This is a genomic window from Enterococcus sp. AMC1086 (genome assembly GCF_058216575.1).
The window spans coordinates 417,798-443,059 of record NZ_CM177100.1 but is presented as its reverse complement, the minus strand read 5'-3'; the positions used below and the strand labels follow the sequence as shown (position 1 = coordinate 443,059).

The following is a 25,262-nucleotide window of genomic DNA, read 5'->3' as shown; positions in this document are numbered from 1 at the left end:
TTTCGTTTTGCCCCACGCTCTTTTTTCTATTATTCATATTTCACTTCGACCAAATACAATCCTTCTGGATGAGCGGTCGGACCTGCTAAATTACGATCTTTCGCTTTGATAATTTCGGGAATCAGCGTTTCATCCATTCGTCCATTTCCCATTTTGAGCAAAGTTCCTACTAAAATTCGAATCATCTTGTACAAAAAACCATCTCCACGAAAGGTAAAAATCAATTCATCTTGCTCTTCATTCACTACAAGACTTGCTTCATGAATTGTTCGAACCTTATCATCGATCTCAGTTCCAGAAGCACAAAACGACGTAAAATCATGTGTTCCAACTAGGTCCGTTAATGCGTTCTGAATTTTTTCCGTATCTACTTCATAAGGAAAATAACTAGCATAAAAACGTTTAAAGGGACTTCTTGGTTTCCCGATATCTACTCGAAATTGATAGGTCTTTTCAACCACATGATAACGAGCATGAAAATCATCTGAAACGATTTCCACCTTTTTTACAGCAATATCTTCAGGTGTTTGAGTATCTAATGCATAACGCATTTTCTCAAGTTCTTTCTCCTGTGGGTAGTCAAAATGAATAACCTGTCCTTTTGCATGAACACCCGCATCCGTCCGACCTGAACCAAAAATCGTGATTGTTTTACCATTATTCATTTTTTTCAGTGTTTTTTCAACTTCTTCTTGTACCGTTCGTCCATTTGGCTGAGCTTGAAATCCATTGAAATTCGTTCCATCATACGCAATTATTGCTTTATAGCGTGGCATTTCTTTTCCACCTTTACTTCTAACTTCTTATAAAAATCAACACGACTGTTAATACGGCAAATGCAAGCATCACGACCGTATCTTTCATATGCCAATGAAGAATTCGATATTTTGTTCGTCCGTCGCCACCTTGGTAACCACGAGCTTCCATCGCAATTGCTAAATCTTCTGCTCGATTAAAACTACTAACAAACAACGGAATCAACAGTGGGACTACAGCTTTCATTTTCTGAATCAAGTTCCCTTCACCAAAATCTACCCCACGAGCACGTTGAGCATTCATGATTTTTTCCGTTTCATCCATCAATGTTGGGACAAAACGCAAAGCGATCGATAACATTAATGAAACTTCGTGGACAGGGAAACGAACAACTTTTAGTGGACGTAACAGATATTCGATCGCATCTGATAGATCGAGCGGCGGTGTTGTCAACGTCAATAGTGTGGACATGAAAATAATCAACACAAAACGACAAAAAATAAACAAACCATTGATGACCCCAAACTCAGTGATCGTAAAAATTCCCCAACTAAAGTAAACTTCTCCACCTTGAGTAAATAACATCTGTAAAGCAACTGTGAATAAAATCAGCCAAATCAGCGGCCTGATCCCACGAATAAAGAAACGAATATTTACTTTAGAGAGAAAAATAGCAAATAATGTAAAAATAGCTAACACGCCATATGTTTGCCAATTATTCGCTAAAAAGATAATCCCGATAAAATAAAAACTCGCAATTAACTTCGCTCTTGGGTCCATTGTATGAATAAATGAATCTCCTGGAATATAACGTCCAAAAATCAATTTGTTCATCACAGGTCCTCACCTGCCTTTTTTAAGCCTTTTAATAGGTCATCTGCTAACCTATCTGCCGTTAATGGTAATTCTTCAAAGGAAATCCCTTTAGCCATCAGCTTCTCGGCAAACATCGCCGCGGTTGGAACGCCTAATTGTTTTTCTTTCAACCAATCAATATCTTGAAATACATCTTGCGGTGTTCCAGATTTTACGATTTTACCTTTTTCTAGTACAAGTACATGATCAGCATAATTAGCCACATCATCCATTAAGTGTGTGACTAAAACGATCGTCATCCCACGCTCTTCGTGCAGACGTTGAAACATCTCCATCATTTCTTTGCGTCCTTGTGGATCAAGTCCTGCTGTAGGTTCATCCAAAACCAATACTTCCGGTTCCATCGCCAAAACACCAGCAATCGCTACACGACGCATTTGTCCACCAGATAATTCAAAAGGAGAACGTTCTAAATAACTAGCCTCTAATCCAACTAAACCAAGCATTTCAGCAGCTAATCTATCTGCTTCTTCTCCTGCTATACCAAAATTCTTTGGACCAAATGCAATATCTTTTGCTACTGTTTCCTCAAATAATTGAGCTTCAGGAAATTGAAATACAATACCGACTTTTTTACGGATCGGCTTTAAATTTTTATTGTTGGTTTCAGGAACGATTTTTCGCTCCCCGATCGTTACAGTTCCTTTTGTTGGTTTTACTAACGCATTCAAGTGCTGCAACAACGTGGACTTGCCACTACCAGTATGCCCTACAATCGCTGTATAAGAACCATCTTCTATCGTCAAATTTAAATCAAATAATGCCCGTTGTTCAAATGGTGTATTGGGTTGGTACGTAAAATCTACTTGTTCAAAACGGATGTCCATAACCAATCCACCATCCTTTCTTCAGTCAAATATTCATCTGGCACATCAATGCCACGTTCTTTTAAAGCAATTTTTAGCTTTTCAGGAAAAGGTAAATCTAAGCCCATCTGGATTAATTCAGTCCCCGCTGAGAATATTTTCTCTGGTGTCCCTTCACTAACCAGTTCCCCTTGTTTCATTACTAAGATTCGATTTGCATTCGCCGCTTCATCAATATCATGAGTAATTGAAATAACTGTCAAGTTACTTTCTTCTTTGATTTTTTTGATTGTTGTAATGACCTCTTCCCGTCCTTCAGGATCAAGCATACTCGTAGCTTCATCTAAAATAATAATATCTGGACGTAAAGCGACCACTCCTGCAATCGCTACCCTTTGTTTTTGTCCACCAGACAAACGAGCTGGTTCACGTGTAGCAAACGGACTCATTCGGACTTTCTCTAATGCGTCTTTGACTCTCATAAGCATTTCATCTCGTGGAATCCCTTGGTTCTCTAAGCCAAATGCGACATCATCTTCTACGGTTGAGCCAACAAACTGATTATCAGGATTTTGAAAAACCATTCCGACCATCTTACGAATATCCCAAACATTAGTTTCATTTAGTTCTTTTCCACCTACCGAAATACTACCTGATGCTGGTAGCAACAAGCCGTTGATTGTTTTAGCCAGCGTTGATTTCCCTGACCCATTATGTCCAATAATCGCAATCCACTCACCTTGTTCGATGGAAAAAGATACATCTTTCAAAGCGGGAGAAGCATCTTCTGGTTGATAGTTAAAGTTGATATTTTTTAATTCAATTATCGGTTGCATCGCGTACTCCCTCAATTATTTAGTCTTCCTAACACTAACAAAAAATCAGTGTTTTTTCAATCATCTATTCTTATCTTTGCACTATTCTCTATTATAACAAAATAAGTTCATTTATGTGTATTCTTATCTGTCAAGACAGAAACTTTTTTTATAATCCAATAAATTATTTAGAATAGTAAAAAAACGAAAGGAAACCAAATAAGTTTTCTTTCATTTTTTTACTATCTCTGTGGCACTTATTATTTATTTAAATAGTCAAAAGCATACTGAGCATATAGCTCTGCACCGATTTCCATTGCATCCTCATCTACATTGAAACGGCCATGATGATGGGCCCACTGTGTATCTTTTTTTGGATTTCCACAGCCGACCAAAGCAAAGCAACCAGATGTGTTCTCTGTAAAGTAACTGAAGTCTTCTCCTCCAGTTGTTGGCGGTTCTTGGATCAACGCTGATTCACCAAAATTTTCTTTGATGATCGACTGCGCAAATAAAGCATCTTCTTCATCATTGATCACAGGTATTGTCCCATAATTATAATCAAGCACCGCAGTACCGCCATACATTGTAGCTGTTTGCTCCGCATAACGTTTTAATGCCTTTTCTACACGATTACGCGTCTCAATACTAAAACAACGTACAGTCCCTTCTAAACCAGCATTTTCAGCAATCACATTGAAACGTGTCCCGACATCCATTTTACCTACTGTCACTACAACTGGATCTAACGGATTGGTTTCTCTAGAAACGACTGACTGTACATTCATAACAAATGAAGAAGCGATCACTGCTGCATCTATACAAGCATCTGGCATTGCACCATGTCCACCTCGTCCTTTAAACTCAATCGAAAAAATATCTGCTGAAGCAAATGATGAGCCTACAACACAAGATGCTGTCCCAGAAAGCATCTGTGACCAAATATGAATTCCGAAAACATCATCTACCCCTTCTACCGCTCCTTGTGCAACCATTGCTTTGGCCCCCTGAGCATTTTCTTCAGATGGTTGAAAAATGAAACGAACGGTTCCTTTGATCTCTGCTTGAACTTCTTTTAACGCTTTGGCAGCAGTCAATAGCATAGCTGTGTGAGCATCATGACCGCATGCGTGCATTTTCCCTTCTTCTAATGATTTGTAAGAGATGCTGTCATTCAGTTCTTGAACAGGTAAAGCATCCATATCTGCACGTAAAGCAACTGTCTTTCCCTTCATAGCCCCAGTAAGTTCTGCAATGATTCCTGTAGGTTCAGTCTTACGATAAGGAATACCGATTTTATCTAACGCTTCAGCAATTTTTTCCGTTGTTCTGAATTCTTCAAATTGTAATTCCGGATGTTGATGCAGATCTCTCCTAAAATCGATCATTTCTTCTTTATACTTTTGAACTAATGCTTTTAATTTGATCATTTTATTCCCTCATTTCTATAAAGTTAATAATACATCACGCAACATCTTCAATATTAAAAATAGTCATTAGCAATATCTGAATATTCTGATTAATGAAAGCATACTAAAAAGCACTCTCAGATGCAATAACCTATCAAAACAAAAAAGCCCTAAGAAAAATTCTTAGGACAAAAAAATACACCTTATTATATGATGAGTGCTTCCCTACCAAACAAGTTCGGTAGGGAAAGCGTTGAGCTAGACTAGGAGTCGCCTCCAACATCATAACACTCTAAAAGAATCATCTATAAAGTGACGGTATAGTTTGATTATTTAACAAATTCGATAATGACCATTGGTGCTGCATCTCCGCGTCTTGGTTCTGTCTTCAAGATACGAGTGTAACCACCTTGGCGTTCAGCATAACGAGGTGCAAGATCATTGAATAACTTTTGTAAAGCTGATTCAACAACGATTGCTTCATTTTCTTCACGTACACTAGCGACTTCATTACGTACAAAAGTAGCTGCTTGACGACGTGCATGAAGATCTCCACGTTTGCCTAAAGTAATCATTTTTTCTGTTGTAGAACGAACTTCTTTCGCACGAGCTTCAGTCGTAACGATACGTTCATTGATAATTAAATCAGTAGTTAAATCACGCAACATTGCCTTACGTTGGCTTGATGTGCGTCCTAATTTACGATAACCCACGTTGGTTTTCCTCCTTCGTAAAAAGTATTAATCGTCTTTACGTAAGCCTAAACCTAAATCATGTAGTTTTAGTTTAACCTCTTCAAGAGATTTACGACCTAAATTACGTACTTTGATCATTTCTGGTTCAGATTTATTTGTAAGTTCTTGTACAGTGTTAATACCTGCACGTTTTAAACAATTGTATGAACGAACAGACAAGTCTAGTTCTTCGATGGTCATTTCTAGCATTTTTTCTTTTTGTGTTTCTTCTTTTTCAACCATGATTTCAGCGTTTTTCGCTTCATCAGTAAGATTAACAAAGATGTCTAAATGCTCCGTCATAATCTTAGCAGCTAAGCTAAGGGCTTCTTGAGGAATGATTGAACCATCAGTCCATATTTCCATTGTTAATTTGTCGAAGTCATCACGACGACCAACACGAGTGTTTTCTACTTGGTAGTTCACACGGCGAACTGGTGTATAGATGGAATCAACAGGGAGAACACCAATTGGCATATCTTCCTTTTTGTTCTCGTCTGCTTGAACATAGCCACGACCAGGTTTCACTGTTAAGCGAGCATGGAAAGTAGCTCCTTCAGAGACACTACAGATAATTAAATCTTTATTCAAGATCTCAACATCGCTGTCAACGATAATATCGCCAGCAGTTACTGTAGCAGGTCCTGTAATATCGATCTCAAGGGTTTTTTCTTCTTCTGCATAAAGCTTTAATGCTAACCCTTTGATATTCAAGATAATTTGAGTTACGTCTTCTCTTACACCTTTAATGGTAGAGAATTCATGCAACACACCATCGATTTGAATATTGGTAATAGCGGCTCCTGGTAAAGAAGATAATAAAATACGACGTAGAGAATTGCCTAAAGTAGTCCCGTAACCTCTTTCCAGTGGTTCAACGACGAACTTGCCATAATCTCTATTCTCATCAATTTTTTCGATTCTTGGTTTTTCAAATTCAATCATTCTTATCTATACCCCTTTCAAAACGAAAAGTGTCTTGTTCAATGACGTTCTTAATTCAAACTCAGAATGAGTGGCACTCATTAAACACGACGGCGTTTTGGAGGGCGGCATCCATTATGAGGAACTGGAGTCACGTCACGAATTGCAGTCACTTCTAAACCTGTTGCTTGCAATGAACGAATCGCTGCTTCACGTCCAGAACCTGGTCCTTTAACTGTTACATCAACAGTTTTAAGTCCGTGTTCTTGTGCTGCTTTAGTTGCAGCTTCTGCGGCCATTTGAGCTGCAAACGGTGTTGATTTTTTGCTTCCTTTAAAACCTAATGATCCTGCTGATGACCATGCTAATGCATTACCATGACTGTCAGTGATCATTACAATTGTATTATTGAATGTAGAATGGATATGTGCAATCCCAGTTTCTATATTCTTTTTCACACGGCGTTTACGACTAACTTTCTTTGCTGCCATGAAGATCTAACCTCCTTCACTTAGGAATTATTTTTTCTTGCCTGCTACAGTACGAGCTGGGCCTTTACGAGTACGTGCATTGTTTTTCGTGTTTTGTCCACGAGTTGGTAATCCACGACGGTGACGGATTCCACGGTATGAACCGATTTCCATCAAGCGTTTGATGTTCAGGTTGACTTCACGACGAAGATCACCTTCAATTTTTAACTTATCAATTTCCGCACGGATAGCATCTGTTTGTTCGTTTGTTAAATCGCGAACACGAATATCTTCAGATACACCAACGTTTGCTAAAACTTTTTTAGCGGTAGTATTACCAATACCAAAAATATAAGTAAGAGAAATTACTACACGTTTATCACGAGGGATGTCTACTCCTGCAATACGAGCCATTCTACGTTACACCTCCTATTATCCTTGACGTTGTTTATGTTTTGGATTTGCTGGGCAAATGACCATAACACGTCCTTTACGGCGAATTACTTTACAATGTTCACACATTGGTTTTACTGATGGTCTTACTTTCATGATAATACCTCCTTGAATTTTACGGAGTACAATTATTTAAAGCGATAAGTGATTCGACCACGAGTTAAATCATATGGAGATAACTCTACAGTTACTTTATCTCCAGGTAAAATTCGAATATAGTGCATACGGATCTTACCGGAAACAGTAGCAAGAACTTGGTGTCCATTTTCTAGTTCAACTTTAAACATTGCATTCGGCAAAGTTTCGACGACTGTACCTTCGACTTCAATCATATCTTCTTTAGCCACGCACAGTACCTCCTTGTACTTGTTTCGCATTTTCACACGATAAAATGGCGGAAACTTCAGCCCCCACCTAGAATTTTCAATTAAGCTTCTACAAAAAGGTAGAAGTCGGACTGATATATTCTATCATAAACTATTCGATTTGGCAAGAGAATCTGAATCAAACACAAATGGTAAGTATGCAGCAAATCAGATAACTATTTTTTTTCAATGATTTCTTTCACTTCAGAAAAAACAGTATCGATCTCGCGGTTCCCATCTATTGTATGCAATACATTTTTAGCCTTGTAAAAGTCTAAAATCGGCGCACTGCTTTTGATGTTGACTGCCAGACGGTTTTTGACCGTTTCAGGCTTATCATCTTCTCTTTGATAAAATTCATGTCCGCCGCAACGATCACATGTTCCTTCTACAGTAGGAGGATTGAAGATTTTATGATAAGTTGCTCCGCACGTTCGGCAGATAAACCGACCAGCTAAGCGTTCAACCAAGATATCTTCTTCGACATGGATGTCGATGACAGCATCAATTTTTTTATTTAATTCTTTTAACATTTTATCTAATGCTTCTGCTTGATCCAAAGTACGTGGAAAACCATCTAATAAAAAACCTTTATCAGTATCAGGTTCTGCCAAACGTTCTTTGACAATTCCATTCGTTACATCGTCTGGAACCAAAGCACCTTTATCGATATAAGATTTCGCTTCTAAGCCAAGAGCAGTTTCGTTTTTCATCGCAGCACGGAACATATCTCCTGTAGAAATATGCGGAATACCATAAGTATCCACGATCTGTTCTGCTTGAGTCCCTTTGCCTGCCCCAGGCAATCCCATTAAAATGAGGTTCATTTCATTTCCTCCTAATTTTAAAGGCTGGCTTTTGAAGCTAGCCCAATGAGAGAATGGTGCTGAGGATAATCCTCAACACACTATTCTTACTTATTGATAAAGCCAACATATTGACGTTTCAACATTAAACCTTCTAATTGTTTCGCTGTTTCTAAAGCAACACCTATCACAATCAGTAAGCTCGTTCCTCCAAGGCCGATAGACTGCGGTAATTTCCAGATCATTTGTGCAATGATCGGAAGTAACGCAACTAAACCTAGGAATATCGAACCGACAACACTTAGTCTCATTAACATTCCAGAAATATATTCTTCTGTCCCTTTACCTGGTCGTACGCTTGGAATATAACTTCCTTGTTTTTGTAAGTTTTCCGCTAATTTCTCAGGGTTTACTTGAACAAATGCATAGAAGAATGTGAAAGCGACGATCAGTACAGTATAAATAATCGCACCTGGAACGGTATTGTAACTAAAAATTTGTGTCATTATATCATACCAACCTTCACCAGAATAACTCTTAGAGAAGGCTTGTAAAACAGCATTCGGCGTCGCAATCAACGAACTAGCGAAGATAACTGGGATAACCCCTGCAGCATTTACTTTTAATGGTAAATAACTGCTAGTTGGCGCACCTGAAACACGTTTAGTATATTGGATTGGAATTTTACGTTCTGCTTGCTGGAAAAATGTTACTACTGTAACAATAACTAAAATCGCAATGATTAAAATTGCAATAAAAATAGCAGATTGCCAAATTCTAGAAGGCTCAATATTGATAAAGTAATCGTCAATGATTTCTTTGATCCCTTCTGGTACACGAGAAATAATCCCGGCGAAGATAATCATTGAAACACCATTACCGATTCCTTTTTCAGTAATTTGTTCTCCTAACCATGTTACAAACATTGTTCCACCCGTTAAAATAACAGAAATCATCACATACGTGTTTACGTTAGGATTTTCTACAATCCCAACTGAACTTAATTGTTGAAATCCAGCAGTTATCCCAATAGATTGGGCAATACCTAAAACGATCGTTAGATATCTTGTTGCTTGATTCAATTTCTTACGTCCAACTTCACCTTGCTTCGACCATTCTACGAATTTTGGTACAATATCCATTTGTAATAATTGGATGATGATCGATGCTGTAATATAAGGCGAAACCCCCATCGAGAAGATAGAGAAGTTTTGCATCGCACTACCGCTGACCATATTCAACATGTTTAAAAATGGTAAATTGCTTAAGTCTTGCAAACCTTTTGCATTCACGCCAGGTACAGTTATATGTGCACCTAAACGAAATACAAAAAGAATGAATACAGTAAACAAAATTTTTGATCTAATGTCTTTGACTTTAAAAGCATCTTTTAATAGTTTAAACATTAGATCACCTCGATTGATCCACCAGCTGCAACAATTGCTTCTTCTGCTGCTTTAGAGAATTTAGCTGCTTTCACAGTTAATTTTTTAGTTGTTAATTCACCATTGGCAAGAACTTTGATTCCAGCTTTTTCGTTTTTCACGATTCCAGCTTCGATCAAGCCTGCAGGTGTTACTTCAGTTCCATCTTCGAAACGATTTAAGACATCTAAGTTGATGACTGCATAATCTTTACGGTTGATATTCGTGAAGCCGCGTTTTGGTAAACGACGGAATAATGGAGTTTGACCCCCTTCAAATCCTAGTCTTACACCACCGCCTGAACGAGCTTTTTGCCCTTTTTGTCCACGGCCGGATGTTTTACCATTACCAGATGAAGTACCACGTCCAACACGGTTACGTACTTGGCGTGAACCTTCAGCAGGTTTCAATTCATGAAGTTTCATTGGTTTGGCACCTCCTTAACAATGTACTATTGTAAATTAAACTTCTTCAACGTCCACTAAATGTGACACAGTGTTGATCATACCTTTGATTGCTTCGTTAGCAGGTTTGACAACAGAGCTGTTTACTTTTCCTAAACCTAATGCTTTTACTGTATCTTTTTGGTTTTGAGGACGTCCGATAACGCTGCGTTTTAATGTAACTTTTAATTCAGCCATTCTTTTGTCCTCCTTATCCTAAGATTTCTTCTACAGATTTACCACGAAGTGCTGCCACTTCTTCGGCACGTTTTAATTGTTTTAACCCTTCAACTGTTGCGCGAACAACGTTGATTGGTGTGTTGGAACCTAATGATTTTGATGTAATATCTGCTACACCAGCTAATTCTAATACGGCACGAACTGGTCCACCAGCGGCTACCCCAGAACCTTCTACTGCAGGTTTCATAAGGATACGGCCACCACCGAATACCCCGATCACTTCGTGAGGGATACTAGAACCAACCATAGGCACTTCAACTAAGTTTTTCTTCGCGTCTTCGATTGCTTTACGGATTGCTTCTGGCACTTCTTGTGCTTTACCAGTCCCAAAGCCAACGTGACCGTTTTTATCTCCCACAACAACTAGTGCTGCAAAACGTAGACGACGTCCACCTTTAACAACTTTAGTTACACGGTTGATAGAAACCACGCGGTCTTCTAATTCCAAGTGTTTTGGATCAATATAAACCATGAATGGTGTTCCTCCTTCTCCTAAAATTCTAGTCCATTTTCACGCGCTGCTTCAGCTAAAGCTTGCACGCGGCCATGGTAAAGGTATCCACCACGGTCAAAGACTACTACTTTAACGCCTTTTTCAGCGGCACGTTCAGCGATTAATTTACCAACAGCTGCGGCTGTTTCTGTTTTGTTTCCACCTGAAATTTCTTTATCTAAGGCAGAGGCACTTGCTAGCGTTACACCCGCTACGTCATCAATGATTTGCGCGTAGATGTTTTTGTTAGAACGGAATACGTTCAAGCGTGGGCACTCAGCAGTACCAGAGATTTTGTTACGTACACGGCGATGTCTCTTTTGGCGTGTTTTGTTTTTATCTGGTTTTGTAATCACAATTGTCACCTCTTTGTATTTGCTAGCTATTAAGCTGCGATAAACAACGGATCGTTATTTTTCAATCTGAGTTGAAAAATAACTCTCAAGCTGCTATTATTTACCAGTTTTACCTTCTTTACGACGTACGAATTCGCCAACATAACGGATTCCTTTGCCTTTATAAGGTTCTGGAGGACGAGTACCACGAATATTTGCTGCTAATTCACCAACGTGTTCTTTGTTAGCGCCTTTTACAACTACTTGTGTATTCGAAGGTACTTCTACAGTTACACCAGCTGGTGGTGTGATTTCTACTGGATGAGAATACCCAACGTTAAGAACTAATGTAGTCCCTTGCATTTGAGCACGGTACCCAACCCCGATAAGTTCAAGACCTTTTTCAAAGCCTGTACTTACACCAACAACCATGTTGTTGAAGTTCGCACGAGTTGTTCCGTGGATTGTTTTCATGTCTTTGCTATCATTTGGACGAGTGAATGTTACTTCATTTCCTTCGATATTCATTGTGATATCAGCAGAAAATTCACGCGTTAATTCACCTTTAGGTCCTTTTACAGTAATGTTGTTTCCTTCTTGTTTGACTTCGACGCCAGCAGGAAGTACAACGATTTTATTACCAATACGGCTCACTTAGAGACACCTCCTTGTGTGTTTTTTTAAATTACCATACGTAGGCGATTACTTCGCCGCCGATGTTTTTAGCTCTTGCTTCTTTATCAGTTACAACACCTTCAGAAGTAGAGATAATCGCGATTCCTAGACCATTCAATACTTTAGGTACTTCGTCAGATTTGACATAAGCACGTAAGCCTGGTTTAGAGATACGTTTTAAGTTTGTGATAACACGTTCTTCGTTTTTACCGTATTTAAGGAAAACACGAATCACGCCTTGTTTGTCATCTTCGATATATTCTACATCGCGTACGAAACCTTCACGTTTAAGGATTTCTGCGATATCACGTTTGATTTTTGACGCAGGCACTTCTAAGCTTTCATGTTTAACCATGTTTGCATTACGAATGCGCGTTAGAAAATCTGCAATTGGATCTGTCATGACCATTGAACTATTTACCTCCTTTATGCGAGTTTACTTGTTTACCAGCTAGCTTTCTTCACGCCGGGAATTTGACCTTTATAGGCAAGTTCGCGGAAGCAAATACGGCAAAGATGAAATTTACGATAAACTGAATGTGGACGTCCGCAACGTTCACAACGAGTATACGCTTGTGTTGAATGTTTTGCAGGGCGTTTATTTTTAGCAATCATTGATTTTTTAGCCACGTAGTTCGCCTCCTTTTATTATTTTTGGAATGGCATACCTAATTGTGCCAACAATTCACGAGATTCTTCATCTGTGTTTGCAGTCGTTACAATAACGATGTCCATACCGCGTACTTTATCTACTAAATCATAATCAACTTCTGGGAAGATTAATTGTTCTTTAACACCTAAAGTATAGTTACCACGTCCGTCAAAAGCTTTTTTGCTTACTCCGTGGAAGTCACGTACACGAGGTAGAGAAACAGATACTAATTTATCTAAAAATTCGTACATTCTTTCTCCGCGTAAAGTAACTTTCGCACCGATTGGCATTCCTTCACGTAAACGGAATCCAGCGATTGATTTCTTAGCTTTAGTAATCAATGGTTTTTGACCTGTGATCAAAGCTAGTTCTTCAACTGCTTTATCTAAGTTTTTCGCGTTTGAAACAGCGTCACCCACACCCATGTTAATAACGATTTTATCAACTTTTGGTGTTTGCATAACTGAACTATAATTAAATTTTTCCACTAATGATGGAGTAATTTCTTTAATATATTTTTCTTTCAGGCGGTTCATTTAGTAAGCCCCTCCTTCCTTTTAATCTATTTATCTAAGACTTCACCGGTTTTTTTAGAAACACGGACTTTTTTACCATCGACTTCTTTGTAACCTACACGACCAGCTACACCTGTTCCATCAATCACCATTACATTAGAAACATGAATCGGCGCTTCGACTTCTAGGATTCCGCCTTGCGGCGCTGCTTGATTTGGTTTTTGGTGTTTTTTCATGATGTTAACACCTTCAACGATGACTTTGTCTTTTTTAGGAAACGCTGCTAATACAACGCCTTCTTTATTTTTGTCTTTACCAGTGATAATTTTCACTTTATCGCCTTTTTTAACAAACATTACTGTTTCGCACCTCCTTTGATACGTGTCCTGATTATAATACTTCTGGTGCTAGAGAAACGATCTTCATGAAGTTGTTTTCACGTAATTCACGTGCAACAGGACCGAAGATACGAGTTCCACGCGGGCTCTTATCATCACGAATGATTACAGCAGCATTTTCATCAAATTTAATGTATGAACCGTCTGTACGACGAGCTCCTGATTTAGTACGAACGATAACGGCTTTTACGACTTCACCTTTTTTGACAACCCCACCTGGCGTTGCATGTTTAACCGTAGCAACAATCACGTCACCAATATTAGCAGTTTTACGTCCAGAACCACCTAGTACTTTAATCGTTAAGATTTCACGAGCACCTGAGTTATCTGCGACTTTTAATCGGCTTTCTTGTTGGATCACGATGTGTATCCCCCTTTCAGATTTTATGTTTCAATCTATATAGGAAAATCTCGTTTTTATTAGATAATAACTGCTTCTTCGACTACCTCTAGTAAACGGAAACGTTTTGTAGCTGATAATGGACGAGTTTCCATGATTCTTACGATGTCTCCAACTTTTGCAGTGTTGTTTTCATCATGAGCTTTGTATTTCTTAGAATATTTCATACGTTTACCATAAATAGGATGGTTTTTCTTTGTTTCTACAACAACAGTGATAGTTTTATCCATCTTGTCTGAAACAACACGACCTTGGTAAACTTTGCGTTGATTTCTTTCTTCAGTCATACGCGTTTGGCCTCCTTCCACTATTAGTTAGCTTGTTCACGCAATACTGTTTTGATGCGTGCAATCGATTGACGTACTTCTTGAATACGTGCAGTGTTTTCTAATTGACCTGTTGCTAGTTGGAATCTAAGATTAAATAATTCTTCTTTGAATTGCTTTTCTTTTTCAAGCATTTCGGCAGTGGTTAATTCTCTGATTTCTTTAACCTTCATTCGATTCACCACCCATTTCCTCACGTTTTACAATTTTGGTTTTCACCGGTAATTTGTGGGATGCAAGGCGAAGTGCTTCACGAGCTACTTCTTCAGGTACTCCTGCGATTTCAAACATGATTTTACCACGTTTAACTGGTGATACCCAGCCTTCAGGTGCCCCTTTACCTTTACCCATACGAACACCGATGGCTTTACTTGTATATGATTTGTGAGGGAAAATTTTAATCCATACTTTCCCGCCACGTTTCATATAACGAGTCATAGCAATACGGGCAGCTTCGATTTGGCGGTTAGTAATCCAGTGAGATTCAGTTGCTTGTAAACCCCATTCACCAAATGCTACTTCTTTTCCGCCTTTGGCTTCACCACGCATTTTACCTCTAAATTCACGACGGTGCTTTACACGTTTAGGTACTAACATGATTATTTCCCTCCTTTCTCAGCGTTTTTTTTCGTTGGAAGAATTTCTCCACGGTAAATCCACACTTTAACTCCTAATTTTCCGTAAGTTGTGTCTGCTTCTTCCCATGCGTAATCGATATCAGCACGCAATGTGTGAAGTGGAACTGTACCTTCAGAGTAACCTTCTGAACGAGCGATATCCGCCCCGTTTAAACGACCTGATACTTGTGTTTTGATTCCTTTAGCGCCTGAACGCATAGTGCGTTGGATCGCTTGTTTTTGAGCACGACGGAAAGCAACACGATTTTCTAATTGACGTGCAATTCCTTCGCCTACTAATTTTGCATCTAAATCTGGTTTTTTGATTTCAATGATGTTGATATGAACTCTTTTACCAGTTAATGAATTTAATGATTTTCTTAGGTTTTCGACTTCAGATCCGCCTTTACCGATAACCATACCTGGTTTAGCTGTGTGGATTGAAATATTCACACGATTTGCAGCGCGCTCGATCTCAATTGTAGACACAGCGGCATCAGCAAGTTTTGTCGCGATAAATTTACGGATTCTTAAATCTTCGTGTAAGAACTCAGCATACTCTTTTTCAGCATACCATTTTGCATCCCAGTCGCGGATGATGCCTACACGCATTCCTATTGGATGTACTTTTTGACCCACTGATTGTCCCTCCTCTTAATCTTTTAAGATTCGGCAGCCACTATTTCAAAATGCTAAAGCATTAAGAAAAATGGACCTCCTCTTATTAAGTGACGTCTGTTTTAAAAAAACAGATTATTTTTCTGATACGACTACTGTAAGATGACTTGTACGTTTGTTAATTGGTGATGCTGAACCTTTTGCACGAGGACGGAAGCGTTTCATTGTTGGTCCTTCGTTGACAAATGCTTCAGATACTACTAAGTTTTCAACGTCTAAGTCAAAGTTATTTTCTGCGTTAGCAACTGCTGACATTAAAACTTTCTCAATGATTCCAGCAGATTTGTTAGGCATGAATTTCAAGATAGAAATTGCATCCGCAACGCTTTTACCTCTGATAAGATCGATTACTAAACGGGCTTTACGAGGTGAAGTGCGAACTGTTTTTGCAGTTGCCTTAGCTGATGTAATTTGTTCTGACATTTGCATTTCCTCCCCTCAAAATTAACGTCTAGTTTTCTTATCGTCGGCTCCGTGGCCACGATAAGTTCTAGTTGGTGCAAATTCACCTAATTTATGACCTACCATATCTTCTTGGATGTATACAGGAACGTGTTTACGTCCATCATATACAGCAATTGTAAACCCAACAAATTGTGGGAAAATTGTAGAACGGCGAGACCAAGTTCTAATTACTTTTTTCTTTTCAGCACCTTCTTGAGCTTCTACTTTTTTCATTAGATGCTCATCGACGAAAGGTCCTTTTTTCAAACTACGACCCATGGTGAACCTCCTCTCAAAATGTACGACACATGGTCAAAAAAATTATTTAGTACGACGACGAACGATAAGTTTGTCTGATTTAGCTTTTTTATTACGAGTTTTCAAGCCGATAGCTGGTTGGCCCCAAGGTGATACTGGCGCTTTACGTCCAATCGGTTGTTTACCTTCACCACCACCGTGTGGGTGATCGTTCGGGTTCATTACGCTACCACGTACAGTTGGGCGTTTACGCATCCAACGAGAGCGGCCTGCTTTACCAATGTTGATTAATTCGTGTTGTTCATTACCAACAGCACCGACAGTTGCACGGCAAGTTGCTAAGATCATACGAACTTCACCAGAGTTCAAACGGATTAATACGTATTTGCCTTCTTTACCAAGTACTTGAGCACTTGTTCCAGCAGAACGGATTAATTGACCGCCTTTACCAGGTTTCATTTCAATGTTGTGGACAACAGTACCTACTGGAATATTTTCCAATGGCAATGCGTTCCCAATTTTAATATCTGATTCAGTACCGGAAACAAGGCGCATGCCTACTTCCAATCCTTTTGGTGCTAAAATGTATGCTTTAACTCCATCTTCGTAATGTACTAACGCGATGTTAGCAGAACGATTTGGATCATACTCGATAGTTTTGACAACCGCTACAACGTTATCTTTATTACGTTTGAAGTCAATCATACGGTATTGGCGTTTGTGACCGCCACCTTGATGACGAACAGTAATACGACCATTGTTGTTACGACCGGCATGGTTTTTTAATGGCGCCAACAACGTTTTTTCCGGTGTTGATGTCGTGATTTCAGCGAAATCAGATGCTGTCATATTACGACGGCCATTTGTGGTAGGTTTGTACTTTTTAATCGCCACGTCTTTTTCCCTCCCATTTAATAGTTAAACATGGTCTGCTTATTCAGCAGCATCGAAAATTTGAATTTCTTTTGAATCATCAGTTAATGTCACAACAGCTTTGCGACGTTTTTTTGTGTAACCAGCATGTTTGCCCATACGTTTAAATTTAGGGCGCACGTTAATGATGTTTACGTTTTTAACTTTAACATCAAATGCTGCTACAACAGCTTGTTTTACTAAAGTTTTATTGGCGCGAGTGTCCACTTCGAAAGTGTATTTCTTTTCGTCCATAGCAAGCATGGATTTTTCAGTGATCACTGGGCGTTTGATTACGTCTAGTAAGTTCATTATGCAAGCACCTCCTCAATTTGAGTAAGAGCAGTTTGTGTTGCCAATACTTTAGTATTAGAAACGATATCTAAAACACTTACGTTATCAGAAGTTACTACAGAAACGTTTGGTAGATTACGTGCAGACAATGCTGCAAAATCATTTCCTGTTTCTAAAACAACTAATACTTTCGCATCAATAGATAAGTTTGTAAGAACTTGTTTAAATTCTTTTGTTTTTGGTGCATCAAAGCCTAACGCTTCAACAGCAACCAAGTTGTTTTCAGCAACTTTATCTGACAATACAGATTTCATTGCTAAACGACGAACTTTTTTAGGAAGTTTGTAGCTGTAAGAACGTGGTGTTGGTCCGAAGACTACGCCACCTCCACGCCATTGTGGTGAACGAATTGAACCTTGACGAGCACGACCAGTTCCTTTTTGACGCCATGGTTTACGGCCACCGCCACGAACTTCTCCGCGATGTTTTACTGAGTGTGTACCTTGTCTTAATGAAGCACGTTGCATGATGATTGCATCGTAGACAACTGTTTCATTTGGTTCGATTCCGAAAATCTCTTCGTTTAAAGTGATTTCACCATTTTGAGTTCCATCTTGTTTAAATAATGCTACATTCGGCATTCCTTAGTTCCTCCTTTCCCTACGCTTATTTAGCTTTCACAGCTGATTTGATTGTGATTAATGATTTTTTCGCTCCAGGAATGTTCCCTTTGATCATGATTACATTTCTTTCAGCGTCCACTTTAACAATTTCAAGATTTTGAATTGTTACGCGGTTACCACCCATACGGCCGGCAAGTTTTTTATTTTTAAATACACGGTTTGGCGCTACTGGACCCATTGACCCAGGACGACGGTGGTAACGAGATCCGTGACTCATTGGTCCGCGGCTTTGTCCGTGACGTTTGATAACGCCTTGGAATCCTTTACCTTTCGAAGTTCCTGTAACATCAATAATGTCTCCTGCTTGGAAAACATCTACCTTAATTTCTGTACCTACTTCATATTCTCCCAGCTCAACATTTTTGAATTCCTTAATGAAGCGCTTAGGAGCCGTGTTTGCTTTTGCAACATGACCTTTCGCAGGTTTGTTCGCTAATACTTCACGTTTGTCTTGGTAACCGATTTGGATAGCTTCGTATCCATCAGTCGCAACAGTTTTTACTTGTAAAACTACGTTTGGCGTAGCTTCAACTACTGTTACTGGAATTAATTCACCAGACTCAGTAAAGATTTGTGTCATTCCCACTTTTTTCCCTAAGATTCCTTTGGTCATGAGTACACCTCCATTGTCTTGATTTTATAGTTTGATCTCAATATTCACACCAGATGGTAAGTCAAGCTTCATTAAAGCATCAACTGTTTTTGGTGTTGGGTTCACAATGTCGATTAGACGTTTGTGCGTACGCATTTCGAATTGTTCGCGTGAATCTTTGTATTTATGAGTCGCACGAATAACTGTGTAAAGCGAGCGTTCTGTTGGTAATGGAATTGGTCCTGACACGTCAGCTCCAGTTCTTTTTGCTGTTTCCACAATTTTATCCGCTGATTGATCTAAAATACGGTGTTCATACGCTTTTAAACGGATACGAATTTTTTGTTTTGCCATCTTGTTCCCTCCTTCGCCTATTTTGAAAGTAGACATAGCTCCACGAAAATTTTTCCGTCACGCTCGTTCGTGGCAAAGCGCCCGGGCGTGTCGCAACCTCTCGTTTCCTAGCCGGTAGATCAAAAGCTTGATTTACCAATGCTTTTACACTTCTGTAAATAGCACCTTTGTAATTATATTATAGAAACATAGTAATAGCAAGGTTTTTTTCGTAAAAATCACATTTTTTTTAATTGCCTTTCTTAAAAAGATATTTTAAAGGCTACACTTTTTTTCCTACCTCCTCAATCATTCGACGTTCAAAAATAATTTTCTACTATTTTTACATTAAACACTTTTATATCTTAATTAGTGAATAGAACTCCTTTTAAAACTGCCTAGGTATACTTTTTATCGTCACTCAAAAAAACACCCCGACTCTCTTTGATACTATGTCATCAAAACCTAGTACAAAAGAAAATTCAAGGTGTCTCTCTCATATAATAATAGATTAAAACTGTCTATTTTAATCCATTATTTTCAATAACTTGGCGATACCAAGCAAAAGAATCTTTTTTATAGCGCTGCATTGTACCATTTCCTGCATTATCACGATCTACATAAATCATTCCATAGCGCTTTTTCATTTCGCCAGTTGTAAATGAAACTAAATCAATAATTCCCCAAGGCGTATAACCTAAAAGTTCTACACCATCATAATCAACTGCTTTTTCTAACGCTTCAATATGTTTGCTTAAATACTCAATTCTAGTTTCGTCATGAACTTTCCCATTTTCCAACTCGTCAATAGCGCCAAATCCATTTTCTACGATAAACAGAGGTACTTGATAACGATCATATAAACGGTTCAATGTAACGCGTAGTCCTTCCGGATCAATCGCCCAGCCCCAATCAGTTGATTGGATATGCGGGTTATCAACACCATTAGCCAGGCCACCGTTAACGATGTTATTGTCGATATCATTTTTAGCGTCCGCTTTTACTACTGTCGACATATAGTAGCTAAACCCAACATAATCGACTGTTCCAGCTTTCAAAACGGCTAAATCTTCTAAACGTATGTCTATATTATACCCTTCTCGTTCGAACTCTTTTAATGCGTAGTTTGGATATTTCCCGCGAACATGTACATCAGCAAAGAAAAACCTTTGACGATTCGCTTCTTCAGCTGCCATAATATCGGCTGGATCACATGAATAAGGATAGATAGGCACGTGAGAAACCATACAGCCAATTTGAAACGCTGGATTAATTTCTTTCCCGATCATCACAGCTTTAGCACTGGCAACCAGTTCGTTGTGAGCGACTTGATACATCACTTCTTTAGCATTTTCGCCTTCTTCAACCAAAACACCTGAATTCGTCCATAAGAAAATTGGATTATTAACATCCATTTGATTATTGATTTCGTTAAAAGTCATCCAGTATTTCACTTTGTCTCGGTACCGTTCAAACACTACTTTGGCAAACTTAGCAAAAAAATCAATCACTTGACGATTGCGAAAACCACCGTATTCACGCGCTAAATGTAAAGGCATTTCAAAATGGGATAGTGTGATGACTGGCTCAATACCATTTTTCAACAATTCATCAAAAACATCATCATAAAATTCCAATCCCTCTTCATTCGGTTCAGCTTCATCACCTTTAGGGAAAATTCGCGTCCACGCAATCGAGGTGCGTAAGCACTTCAAACCCATTTCTGCAAATAACGTAATATCTTTCTTATATTCATGATAAAAATCAATTGCAACTTGATTTGGATAAAATTTATCCGCTTCAATTGTTGCCGTAATCTCCCTTGCAACACCATGTTCTCCTGCAGTCATTACATCAATTACGCTTGGGCCTTTACCACCAGCATTCCAACCACCTTCAAATTGATGGGCAGCTAAAGCTCCACCCCATAAAAAATCTTTTTGTACCATTTTCTTATTCCTCCAATCGTTTAAGTCTGTTTAGTTAAAGTTTAAAATTATATCGTTTCGTTCTACATGTGTCTTTTCTGTGATTAACATGTCTTTCAATTCATTACTATTCGGTACTACAACAATCGTTGTCGCTACATATCCTGCAGCTTGAATTTTTTCACTGTCAAAGCTTAACAACGGCTCTCCGGCTTGAACTTCTTGATCCTGTTTCACAAAATAGTGAAAGCCTTCACCATGCATATTCACTGTATCCAACCCAACATGAATCAATAATTCTACTCCGTCCTTAGATGTTAAGCCCACAGCATGTTTTGAATCAAAAACAGCGCTAACCGTTCCCGAAAATGGTGCATAAACGTTATTATCGCTTGGTTCAATGGCAACTCCATTGCCCATAACACCGCTAGCAAACACTTCATCTTGCACTTGACTCAACGGTACAATGTCCCCTGCTAATGGTGCTAAAATAGGATTTTTTGGTCCATCTACTGTCATCAGAGGTTCTCCAGTCGCTAGTTCTTGGATTAACTCTTGATCATCTGCTCTTGTTTCACCAGTACCAAAAAACCGAGCTAGGACAACTGGTCCTACTAATGCAATCAATGAACCCACTACAATCCCGATAAACGAACTTGGATTATCCTTACTAATCGCATTAACGGTTGTTAAGACACCCGGTAACCCTGCATAAGCATAGTAGTACGGGTTAAAGAAACTAGCTACAATGGCTCCGATACCACCAGAAATACAACCATAAATAAACGGTTTTTTCAAACGTAAAGTGACACCGTAAATAGCTGGCTCAGTAATGCCAAAAATCCCAGTAATGAAAGCTGATAAAGAAACACCTTTCATTTCTTTATTACGTGTTTTTAAGAAAACAGCTAAAGCAGCTCCGACTTGCGCAATCACAGCAATCGTTTGAAATGCTTGGAAAGAGTCACGACCATATAAATCAAAGTTAGCTAAAACCATCGGCGTAACACCCCAATGAACTCCAAAAATCACAATGACTTGCCAGACACTCCCAATAATTCCAGCTGCTAAAAACGGCACATTTTCCGCTAAGAAGTTATAGCCATTCGCAATCGCTGTTGCCGCACCTGATGAAATCGGTCCGATGATCAAAATAGTTAAAGGCACCATAATGACTAGACAGATCAACGGTACAAACAACGAGCGAACAACACTTGGAATTCTTTTTTCAATAAAATGCTCCAAATAAGATAAGAGCCAGACCAAAATTAGTGGTGGTAACACTGAAGACGTATAAACTGTTTCAGATAAAGGAATGTTAAAAAAAGTAATTGCTTGACCTGAAGCAATCGTACCTGCCATCTCAGCCCAAGTCGGCGAAACTAATGCGGCACAACAGGCAATGGCTATATACATATTTGACTTAAAATGGCGAGAAGCTGTCACTGCAATAAAAATAGGTAAAAAGGTAAATGGAGCCCAAGAGATAAAACTAAATACTTGATACGTACCTGTTTCTGCAAACATTGGAAAGGCCAAATTCACTAAAATCAAAATACCTTGTAAAATTCCTGCTGCCGCTAAAACATAAATGAACGGGGCAAAAACTGCTGACATTGTCGCAACAAGACGATTTAAAATGGAGCCTTTCCGCGCATCATCACTTGATAGGTTTTCCATCTCACCTAGCTTAATAAACGCATCGTAAACTTCTCCAACATGAGTACCGATTACAATTTGCATTTGACCACCAGACTCAACCGCAGTAATTACACCTGTTAATTGAGATAATTGCTCTTTCATCTCAGGTGTACTCGCTTTCAATACAAGTCGAAGACGTGTAGCACAACGAGCAACATTCACAACATTATCCGCTTTTACGATAGTCAAAATATCACTTGCTAATTTTGAATAATCCCTGATTTTTCCGCTCAATATAAAAACTCCCTTTTTATATATTATACATTTACATTTTTTATTGTATGGGTATAATATAATTGTAACCGAACAATTTGTCAATACATTTTTTATTTACAAATATTCTTTTACTGATACACTTAACTAGAAAAGCTTTTAAAATTGACTGATTTATTGAAATTAGAAAATTTTGATTGGAGGAACTTATGCTGAAATATCAAGAAGTCGCACAACAAATTGAAATTAAAATCCAAACTGAAAATCTTCCTCAAGGGACAAAATTACCCAGTGTCAGTGAATTAATCACTGAATATCAGGTTAGCAAAAATACGATTTTACAAACATTAAGAGTGTTAGAATCACGTAGCGTCATTTATCAAGTTCAAGGTAGCGGTATTTTCGTGCGCCGAAGAAAGCGCAAAGGCTATATCACTTTGTTAGAAAATCAAGGATTTTCAGGAGATTTGACCTATTTTGATGTGGTCTCAAAAGTAATTAACGTGACAATTGTCAAAGCAACGGAAGAGGTGGCAAATAATTTGCATTGCACGCTTGATGACGATGTGTATCTAGTAAAGCGCGTTCAATCGATTCGTGGGCAAATATTGTGTGTAGAAGAATCTTATTACAAAATGAGTGTCGTCACTTTTTTGAATGAATCGATTGCAGAGGGCTCGATATTCCACTATTTAGAAAAAGGTTTAAATATTCATATAGGCTTTTCTGATAAATATTTAAGTGTGCATAAAACAAAGGGGGAAATTTCCCAGTATTTAGAACTACCAGAAGATTCCCCCATGCTATTAGTCGAAGAAATATATTATACAAATACTGGCGATCCGTTTGATTTCGCCAAAAATTACTATCATTATGAACATTCTCAATTCTTCGTACAAGGATAAGTGAACAGAATATCTCTCAAGATTTTACGAATCATTCCACAGTAAGATCCTAATCCAAAAAATGTAAAAAACTCTTAAATCCTCCTAACATTTAAAACAGCAAAAAAGTCGAAGGGAAATCCCTTCGACTTACGTCCGAGTACGCCGATGTTTTACGTCGGTTTTATTGCTTTATATTAAATCGTTAAATTTAAATTATTTAGTGATTTCAGAAACAACGCCTGAACCAACAGTACGTCCGCCTTCACGAATAGAGAAACGAGTTCCGTCTTCGATAGCGATTGGGTGGATTAATTCAACGTCCATTGCAACGTTATCACCAGGCATTACCATTTCAGTACCTTCTGGTAATTCAACTACACCAGTTACGTCAGTTGTACGGAAGTAGAACTGAGGACGGTAGTTAGTGAAGAATGGAGTGTGACGTCCGCCTTCTTCTTTTGATAAAACATAAACTTCAGCTTTAAATTTTGTGTGTGGAGTGATTGAAGCAGGTTTTGCCAATACTTGTCCACGTTCGATATCTTCACGGGCTACACCACGTAATAAAGCACCGATGTTATCGCCAGCTTCAGCGTAGTCTAACAATTTACGGAACATTTCAACACCAGTAACTGTTGTTTTAGCAGTATCTTCTTTAATACCAACGATTTCGATTTCGTCACCAACGCGAACTTCTCCACGTTCAACACGGCCTGTAGCAACAGTACCACGTCCAGTGATTGAGAATACGTCTTCGACTGGCATCATGAATGGTTTGTCAGTATCACGAGTTGGAGTTGGGATATACTCATCAACTGCAGTCATTAATTCCATGATTTTTTCTTCATATGAAGAGTCGCCTTCTAGAGCTTTCAAAGCAGAACCAGCGATAACAGGAGTGTCGTCACCTGGGAAATCGTATTCTGATAATAGATCACGAACTTCCATTTCTACTAATTCTAATAATTCTTCGTCATCTACCATATCCATTTTGTTTAAGAAAACAACGATGTATGGTACACCAACGTTACGTGATAACAAGATGTGTTCACGAGTTTGAGGCATAGGACCATCAGCAGCTGATACTACTAAGATAGCTCCATCCATTTGTGCAGCACCAGTGATCATGTTTTTAACGTAATCCGCGTGTCCTGGGCAATCCACGTGGGCATAGTGACGAACATCAGTTTCATATTCGATGTGAGAAGTGTTGATTGTGATACCACGTTCTTTTTCTTCTGGAGCGTTATCGATATCAGCGTATGATGCAGCATCTCCGCCACCGTGTTTAGCTAACACAGTTGCAATTGCAGCAGTTAATGTAGTTTTACCATGGTCAACGTGTCCAATAGTACCAATGTTTACATGGGGTTTAGAACGGTCAAATTTTTCTTTAGCCATTTTAAA

The 25,262-nt window shown here is 38.7% G+C and carries 38 protein-coding genes; 1 reads left to right on the top strand and 37 read right to left on the bottom strand.

Annotated features, from left to right (window positions below):
* Positions 1-29: 29 nt before the first annotated feature.
* From truA to AC4BC4_RS02060, 36 genes are all read right to left on the bottom strand, one after another.
* Positions 30-776, bottom strand: a complete 747-nt coding sequence (gene truA, locus AC4BC4_RS02235) for a tRNA pseudouridine(38-40) synthase TruA (RefSeq protein WP_490476624.1) — start codon at positions 774-776, stop codon at positions 30-32.
* A gap of 19 nt (positions 777-795) precedes the next feature.
* Positions 796-1,593, bottom strand: a complete 798-nt coding sequence (locus AC4BC4_RS02230; protein ID WP_438757425.1) for an energy-coupling factor transporter transmembrane component T family protein — start codon at positions 1,591-1,593, stop codon at positions 796-798.
* Positions 1,590-2,459: an energy-coupling factor ABC transporter ATP-binding protein gene (locus tag AC4BC4_RS02225; protein ID WP_438757426.1), complete on the bottom strand. Its 870-nt coding sequence runs from the start codon at positions 2,457-2,459 to the stop codon at positions 1,590-1,592. The genes AC4BC4_RS02230 and AC4BC4_RS02225 overlap by 4 nt, the downstream gene beginning before the upstream one ends.
* On the bottom strand, positions 2,435-3,274 hold the full coding sequence (locus AC4BC4_RS02220) for an energy-coupling factor ABC transporter ATP-binding protein (protein WP_438757427.1): 840 nt from the start codon (positions 3,272-3,274) through the stop codon (positions 2,435-2,437). The genes AC4BC4_RS02225 and AC4BC4_RS02220 overlap by 25 nt, the downstream gene beginning before the upstream one ends.
* Positions 3,275-3,513: 239 nt before the next feature.
* Positions 3,514-4,683: a M20 family metallopeptidase gene (locus tag AC4BC4_RS02215; protein ID WP_490476623.1), complete on the bottom strand. Its 1,170-nt coding sequence runs from the start codon at positions 4,681-4,683 to the stop codon at positions 3,514-3,516.
* Positions 4,684-4,991: 308 nt separating this feature from the next.
* Complete coding sequence (rplQ, locus tag AC4BC4_RS02210) at positions 4,992-5,375, bottom strand: 50S ribosomal protein L17 (protein WP_069635449.1); 384 nt, start codon at positions 5,373-5,375, stop codon at positions 4,992-4,994.
* Between the two features lie 27 nt (positions 5,376-5,402).
* The gene (locus tag AC4BC4_RS02205; protein ID WP_010761667.1) at positions 5,403-6,341 is read right to left on the bottom strand and encodes a DNA-directed RNA polymerase subunit alpha; all 939 of its coding nucleotides are present in this window, start codon (positions 6,339-6,341) and stop codon (positions 5,403-5,405) included.
* 80 nt (positions 6,342-6,421) lie between these two features.
* Positions 6,422-6,811 (bottom strand): 30S ribosomal protein S11, encoded by a 390-nt coding sequence (gene rpsK / locus AC4BC4_RS02200; protein WP_010761668.1) that lies wholly within the window; start codon positions 6,809-6,811, stop codon positions 6,422-6,424.
* Between the two features lie 27 nt (positions 6,812-6,838).
* The gene (rpsM, locus tag AC4BC4_RS02195) at positions 6,839-7,204 is read right to left on the bottom strand and encodes a 30S ribosomal protein S13 (RefSeq protein WP_010766211.1); all 366 of its coding nucleotides are present in this window, start codon (positions 7,202-7,204) and stop codon (positions 6,839-6,841) included.
* A gap of 18 nt (positions 7,205-7,222) precedes the next feature.
* The gene (gene rpmJ / locus AC4BC4_RS02190) at positions 7,223-7,339 is read right to left on the bottom strand and encodes a 50S ribosomal protein L36 (protein WP_002288710.1); all 117 of its coding nucleotides are present in this window, start codon (positions 7,337-7,339) and stop codon (positions 7,223-7,225) included.
* Positions 7,340-7,371: 32 nt separating this feature from the next.
* The gene (gene infA, locus AC4BC4_RS02185) at positions 7,372-7,590 is read right to left on the bottom strand and encodes a translation initiation factor IF-1 (RefSeq protein WP_002356224.1); all 219 of its coding nucleotides are present in this window, start codon (positions 7,588-7,590) and stop codon (positions 7,372-7,374) included.
* Between the two features lie 194 nt (positions 7,591-7,784).
* The gene (locus tag AC4BC4_RS02180; RefSeq protein ID WP_490476622.1) at positions 7,785-8,435 is read right to left on the bottom strand and encodes an adenylate kinase; all 651 of its coding nucleotides are present in this window, start codon (positions 8,433-8,435) and stop codon (positions 7,785-7,787) included.
* A gap of 86 nt (positions 8,436-8,521) precedes the next feature.
* Complete coding sequence (gene secY, locus AC4BC4_RS02175) at positions 8,522-9,820, bottom strand: preprotein translocase subunit SecY (protein ID WP_490476621.1); 1,299 nt, start codon at positions 9,818-9,820, stop codon at positions 8,522-8,524.
* Positions 9,820-10,263: a 50S ribosomal protein L15 gene (gene rplO / locus AC4BC4_RS02170; protein WP_206846230.1), complete on the bottom strand. Its 444-nt coding sequence runs from the start codon at positions 10,261-10,263 to the stop codon at positions 9,820-9,822. Before rplO ends, secY begins: the two co-directional genes overlap by 1 nt.
* A gap of 36 nt (positions 10,264-10,299) precedes the next feature.
* The gene (gene rpmD, locus AC4BC4_RS02165; RefSeq protein ID WP_069635453.1) at positions 10,300-10,479 is read right to left on the bottom strand and encodes a 50S ribosomal protein L30; all 180 of its coding nucleotides are present in this window, start codon (positions 10,477-10,479) and stop codon (positions 10,300-10,302) included.
* Positions 10,480-10,492: 13 nt separating this feature from the next.
* A complete protein-coding gene (gene rpsE / locus AC4BC4_RS02160) occupies positions 10,493-10,993 on the bottom strand; it encodes a 30S ribosomal protein S5 (RefSeq protein WP_010761674.1) in 501 nt (166 codons plus the stop codon).
* Between the two features lie 20 nt (positions 10,994-11,013).
* Entirely contained in the window at positions 11,014-11,370 is a 357-nt protein-coding gene (rplR, locus tag AC4BC4_RS02155) for a 50S ribosomal protein L18 (protein ID WP_010761675.1), read from the bottom strand.
* A 96-nt stretch (positions 11,371-11,466) separates the two neighbouring features.
* Positions 11,467-12,003, bottom strand: coding sequence for a 50S ribosomal protein L6 (rplF, locus tag AC4BC4_RS02150; protein ID WP_025869795.1), 537 nt, complete (start codon positions 12,001-12,003; stop codon positions 11,467-11,469).
* 31 nt (positions 12,004-12,034) lie between these two features.
* The gene (gene rpsH, locus AC4BC4_RS02145) at positions 12,035-12,433 is read right to left on the bottom strand and encodes a 30S ribosomal protein S8 (RefSeq protein WP_010761677.1); all 399 of its coding nucleotides are present in this window, start codon (positions 12,431-12,433) and stop codon (positions 12,035-12,037) included.
* A gap of 35 nt (positions 12,434-12,468) precedes the next feature.
* On the bottom strand, positions 12,469-12,654 hold the full coding sequence (locus AC4BC4_RS02140; protein ID WP_002356214.1) for a type Z 30S ribosomal protein S14: 186 nt from the start codon (positions 12,652-12,654) through the stop codon (positions 12,469-12,471).
* A gap of 18 nt (positions 12,655-12,672) precedes the next feature.
* On the bottom strand, positions 12,673-13,212 hold the full coding sequence (rplE, locus tag AC4BC4_RS02135) for a 50S ribosomal protein L5 (protein ID WP_071878400.1): 540 nt from the start codon (positions 13,210-13,212) through the stop codon (positions 12,673-12,675).
* A gap of 26 nt (positions 13,213-13,238) precedes the next feature.
* Positions 13,239-13,547, bottom strand: coding sequence for a 50S ribosomal protein L24 (rplX, locus tag AC4BC4_RS02130; RefSeq protein WP_010761679.1), 309 nt, complete (start codon positions 13,545-13,547; stop codon positions 13,239-13,241).
* Between the two features lie 34 nt (positions 13,548-13,581).
* Positions 13,582-13,950, bottom strand: a complete 369-nt coding sequence (gene rplN, locus AC4BC4_RS02125) for a 50S ribosomal protein L14 (RefSeq protein WP_010761680.1) — start codon at positions 13,948-13,950, stop codon at positions 13,582-13,584.
* A gap of 59 nt (positions 13,951-14,009) precedes the next feature.
* Positions 14,010-14,276 carry a 30S ribosomal protein S17 gene (gene rpsQ, locus AC4BC4_RS02120; protein ID WP_010761681.1) on the bottom strand — a complete coding sequence of 89 codons (267 nt, stop codon included), beginning with the start codon at positions 14,274-14,276 and terminating at the stop codon, positions 14,010-14,012.
* Positions 14,277-14,299: 23 nt separating this feature from the next.
* Positions 14,300-14,488 (bottom strand): 50S ribosomal protein L29, encoded by a 189-nt coding sequence (gene rpmC / locus AC4BC4_RS02115; RefSeq protein ID WP_010761682.1) that lies wholly within the window; start codon positions 14,486-14,488, stop codon positions 14,300-14,302.
* Positions 14,478-14,912 (bottom strand): 50S ribosomal protein L16, encoded by a 435-nt coding sequence (rplP, locus tag AC4BC4_RS02110; protein WP_002356208.1) that lies wholly within the window; start codon positions 14,910-14,912, stop codon positions 14,478-14,480. The genes rpmC and rplP overlap by 11 nt, the downstream gene beginning before the upstream one ends.
* Positions 14,913-14,914: 2 nt before the next feature.
* Entirely contained in the window at positions 14,915-15,571 is a 657-nt protein-coding gene (gene rpsC / locus AC4BC4_RS02105; RefSeq protein WP_010761684.1) for a 30S ribosomal protein S3, read from the bottom strand.
* A 114-nt stretch (positions 15,572-15,685) separates the two neighbouring features.
* On the bottom strand, positions 15,686-16,033 hold the full coding sequence (gene rplV, locus AC4BC4_RS02100) for a 50S ribosomal protein L22 (protein ID WP_010761685.1): 348 nt from the start codon (positions 16,031-16,033) through the stop codon (positions 15,686-15,688).
* Between the two features lie 21 nt (positions 16,034-16,054).
* Entirely contained in the window at positions 16,055-16,333 is a 279-nt protein-coding gene (gene rpsS / locus AC4BC4_RS02095) for a 30S ribosomal protein S19 (RefSeq protein WP_438757431.1), read from the bottom strand.
* A 42-nt stretch (positions 16,334-16,375) separates the two neighbouring features.
* A complete protein-coding gene (gene rplB / locus AC4BC4_RS02090; RefSeq protein WP_438757432.1) occupies positions 16,376-17,206 on the bottom strand; it encodes a 50S ribosomal protein L2 in 831 nt (276 codons plus the stop codon).
* A 39-nt stretch (positions 17,207-17,245) separates the two neighbouring features.
* Positions 17,246-17,536 (bottom strand): 50S ribosomal protein L23, encoded by a 291-nt coding sequence (gene rplW, locus AC4BC4_RS02085; RefSeq protein ID WP_010761688.1) that lies wholly within the window; start codon positions 17,534-17,536, stop codon positions 17,246-17,248.
* Positions 17,536-18,159: a 50S ribosomal protein L4 gene (gene rplD, locus AC4BC4_RS02080; protein WP_010761689.1), complete on the bottom strand. Its 624-nt coding sequence runs from the start codon at positions 18,157-18,159 to the stop codon at positions 17,536-17,538. The genes rplW and rplD overlap by 1 nt, the downstream gene beginning before the upstream one ends.
* A 25-nt stretch (positions 18,160-18,184) precedes the next feature.
* Positions 18,185-18,814: a 50S ribosomal protein L3 gene (gene rplC / locus AC4BC4_RS02075; RefSeq protein ID WP_438757433.1), complete on the bottom strand. Its 630-nt coding sequence runs from the start codon at positions 18,812-18,814 to the stop codon at positions 18,185-18,187.
* Positions 18,815-18,838: 24 nt separating this feature from the next.
* Entirely contained in the window at positions 18,839-19,147 is a 309-nt protein-coding gene (gene rpsJ / locus AC4BC4_RS02070) for a 30S ribosomal protein S10 (protein WP_002389727.1), read from the bottom strand.
* 500 nt (positions 19,148-19,647) lie between these two features.
* Complete coding sequence (locus AC4BC4_RS02065; RefSeq protein ID WP_438757434.1) at positions 19,648-21,075, bottom strand: 6-phospho-beta-glucosidase; 1,428 nt, start codon at positions 21,073-21,075, stop codon at positions 19,648-19,650.
* Between the two features lie 30 nt (positions 21,076-21,105).
* Positions 21,106-22,989, bottom strand: coding sequence for a beta-glucoside-specific PTS transporter subunit IIABC (locus tag AC4BC4_RS02060; protein WP_490476620.1), 1,884 nt, complete (start codon positions 22,987-22,989; stop codon positions 21,106-21,108).
* A 188-nt stretch (positions 22,990-23,177) separates the two neighbouring features.
* On the opposite strand from AC4BC4_RS02060, the gene AC4BC4_RS02055 reads away from it, so the two are divergent.
* Positions 23,178-23,873 carry a GntR family transcriptional regulator gene (locus AC4BC4_RS02055; protein WP_490476619.1) on the top strand — a complete coding sequence of 232 codons (696 nt, stop codon included), beginning with the start codon at positions 23,178-23,180 and terminating at the stop codon, positions 23,871-23,873.
* 195 nt (positions 23,874-24,068) lie between these two features.
* Here the strand turns inward: AC4BC4_RS02055 and tuf are convergent, their stop codons facing one another.
* The gene (gene tuf, locus AC4BC4_RS02050) at positions 24,069-25,256 is read right to left on the bottom strand and encodes an elongation factor Tu (RefSeq protein ID WP_438757437.1); all 1,188 of its coding nucleotides are present in this window, start codon (positions 25,254-25,256) and stop codon (positions 24,069-24,071) included.
* Positions 25,257-25,262 lie beyond the last annotated feature (6 nt).

Coding starts and splice junctions, on each gene's coding strand:
- truA (WP_490476624.1), bottom strand. CDS start 776: ATGCCACGCTATAAAGCAATAATTGCGTATGATGGAACGAATTTCAAT.
- AC4BC4_RS02225 (WP_438757426.1), bottom strand. CDS start 2,459: ATGGACATCCGTTTTGAACAAGTAGATTTTACGTACCAACCCAATACA.
- AC4BC4_RS02220 (WP_438757427.1), bottom strand. CDS start 3,274: ATGCAACCGATAATTGAATTAAAAAATATCAACTTTAACTATCAACCA.
- AC4BC4_RS02215 (WP_490476623.1), bottom strand. CDS start 4,683: ATGATCAAATTAAAAGCATTAGTTCAAAAGTATAAAGAAGAAATGATC.
- AC4BC4_RS02205 (WP_010761667.1), bottom strand. CDS start 6,341: ATGATTGAATTTGAAAAACCAAGAATCGAAAAAATTGATGAGAATAGA.
- rpsK (WP_010761668.1), bottom strand. CDS start 6,811: ATGGCAGCAAAGAAAGTTAGTCGTAAACGCCGTGTGAAAAAGAATATA.
- rpsM (WP_010766211.1), bottom strand. CDS start 7,204: ATGGCTCGTATTGCAGGAGTAGACATCCCTCGTGATAAACGTGTAGTA.
- rpmJ (WP_002288710.1), bottom strand. CDS start 7,339: ATGAAAGTAAGACCATCAGTAAAACCAATGTGTGAACATTGTAAAGTA.
- AC4BC4_RS02180 (WP_490476622.1), bottom strand. CDS start 8,435: ATGAACCTCATTTTAATGGGATTGCCTGGGGCAGGCAAAGGGACTCAA.
- secY (WP_490476621.1), bottom strand. CDS start 9,820: ATGTTTAAACTATTAAAAGATGCTTTTAAAGTCAAAGACATTAGATCA.
- rplO (WP_206846230.1), bottom strand. CDS start 10,263: ATGAAACTTCATGAATTGAAACCTGCTGAAGGTTCACGCCAAGTACGT.
- rpmD (WP_069635453.1), bottom strand. CDS start 10,479: ATGGCTGAATTAAAAGTTACATTAAAACGCAGCGTTATCGGACGTCCT.
- rpsE (WP_010761674.1), bottom strand. CDS start 10,993: ATGGTTTATATTGATCCAAAACACTTGGAATTAGAAGACCGCGTGGTT.
- rpsH (WP_010761677.1), bottom strand. CDS start 12,433: ATGGTCATGACAGATCCAATTGCAGATTTTCTAACGCGCATTCGTAAT.
- rplE (WP_071878400.1), bottom strand. CDS start 13,212: ATGAACCGCCTGAAAGAAAAATATATTAAAGAAATTACTCCATCATTA.
- rplX (WP_010761679.1), bottom strand. CDS start 13,547: ATGTTTGTTAAAAAAGGCGATAAAGTGAAAATTATCACTGGTAAAGAC.
- rpsQ (WP_010761681.1), bottom strand. CDS start 14,276: ATGACTGAAGAAAGAAATCAACGCAAAGTTTACCAAGGTCGTGTTGTT.
- rpmC (WP_010761682.1), bottom strand. CDS start 14,488: ATGAAGGTTAAAGAAATCAGAGAATTAACCACTGCCGAAATGCTTGAA.
- rplP (WP_002356208.1), bottom strand. CDS start 14,912: ATGTTAGTACCTAAACGTGTAAAGCACCGTCGTGAATTTAGAGGTAAA.
- rplV (WP_010761685.1), bottom strand. CDS start 16,033: ATGTCAGAACAAATTACATCAGCTAAGGCAACTGCAAAAACAGTTCGC.
- rpsS (WP_438757431.1), bottom strand. CDS start 16,333: ATGGGTCGTAGTTTGAAAAAAGGACCTTTCGTCGATGAGCATCTAATG.
- rplW (WP_010761688.1), bottom strand. CDS start 17,536: ATGAACTTACTAGACGTAATCAAACGCCCAGTGATCACTGAAAAATCC.
- rplD (WP_010761689.1), bottom strand. CDS start 18,159: ATGCCGAATGTAGCATTATTTAAACAAGATGGAACTCAAAATGGTGAA.
- rplC (WP_438757433.1), bottom strand. CDS start 18,814: ATGACCAAAGGAATCTTAGGGAAAAAAGTGGGAATGACACAAATCTTT.
- rpsJ (WP_002389727.1), bottom strand. CDS start 19,147: ATGGCAAAACAAAAAATTCGTATCCGTTTAAAAGCGTATGAACACCGT.
- AC4BC4_RS02065 (WP_438757434.1), bottom strand. CDS start 21,075: ATGGTACAAAAAGATTTTTTATGGGGTGGAGCTTTAGCTGCCCATCAA.
- AC4BC4_RS02055 (WP_490476619.1), top strand. CDS start 23,178: ATGCTGAAATATCAAGAAGTCGCACAACAAATTGAAATTAAAATCCAA.
- tuf (WP_438757437.1), bottom strand. CDS start 25,256: ATGGCTAAAGAAAAATTTGACCGTTCTAAACCCCATGTAAACATTGGT.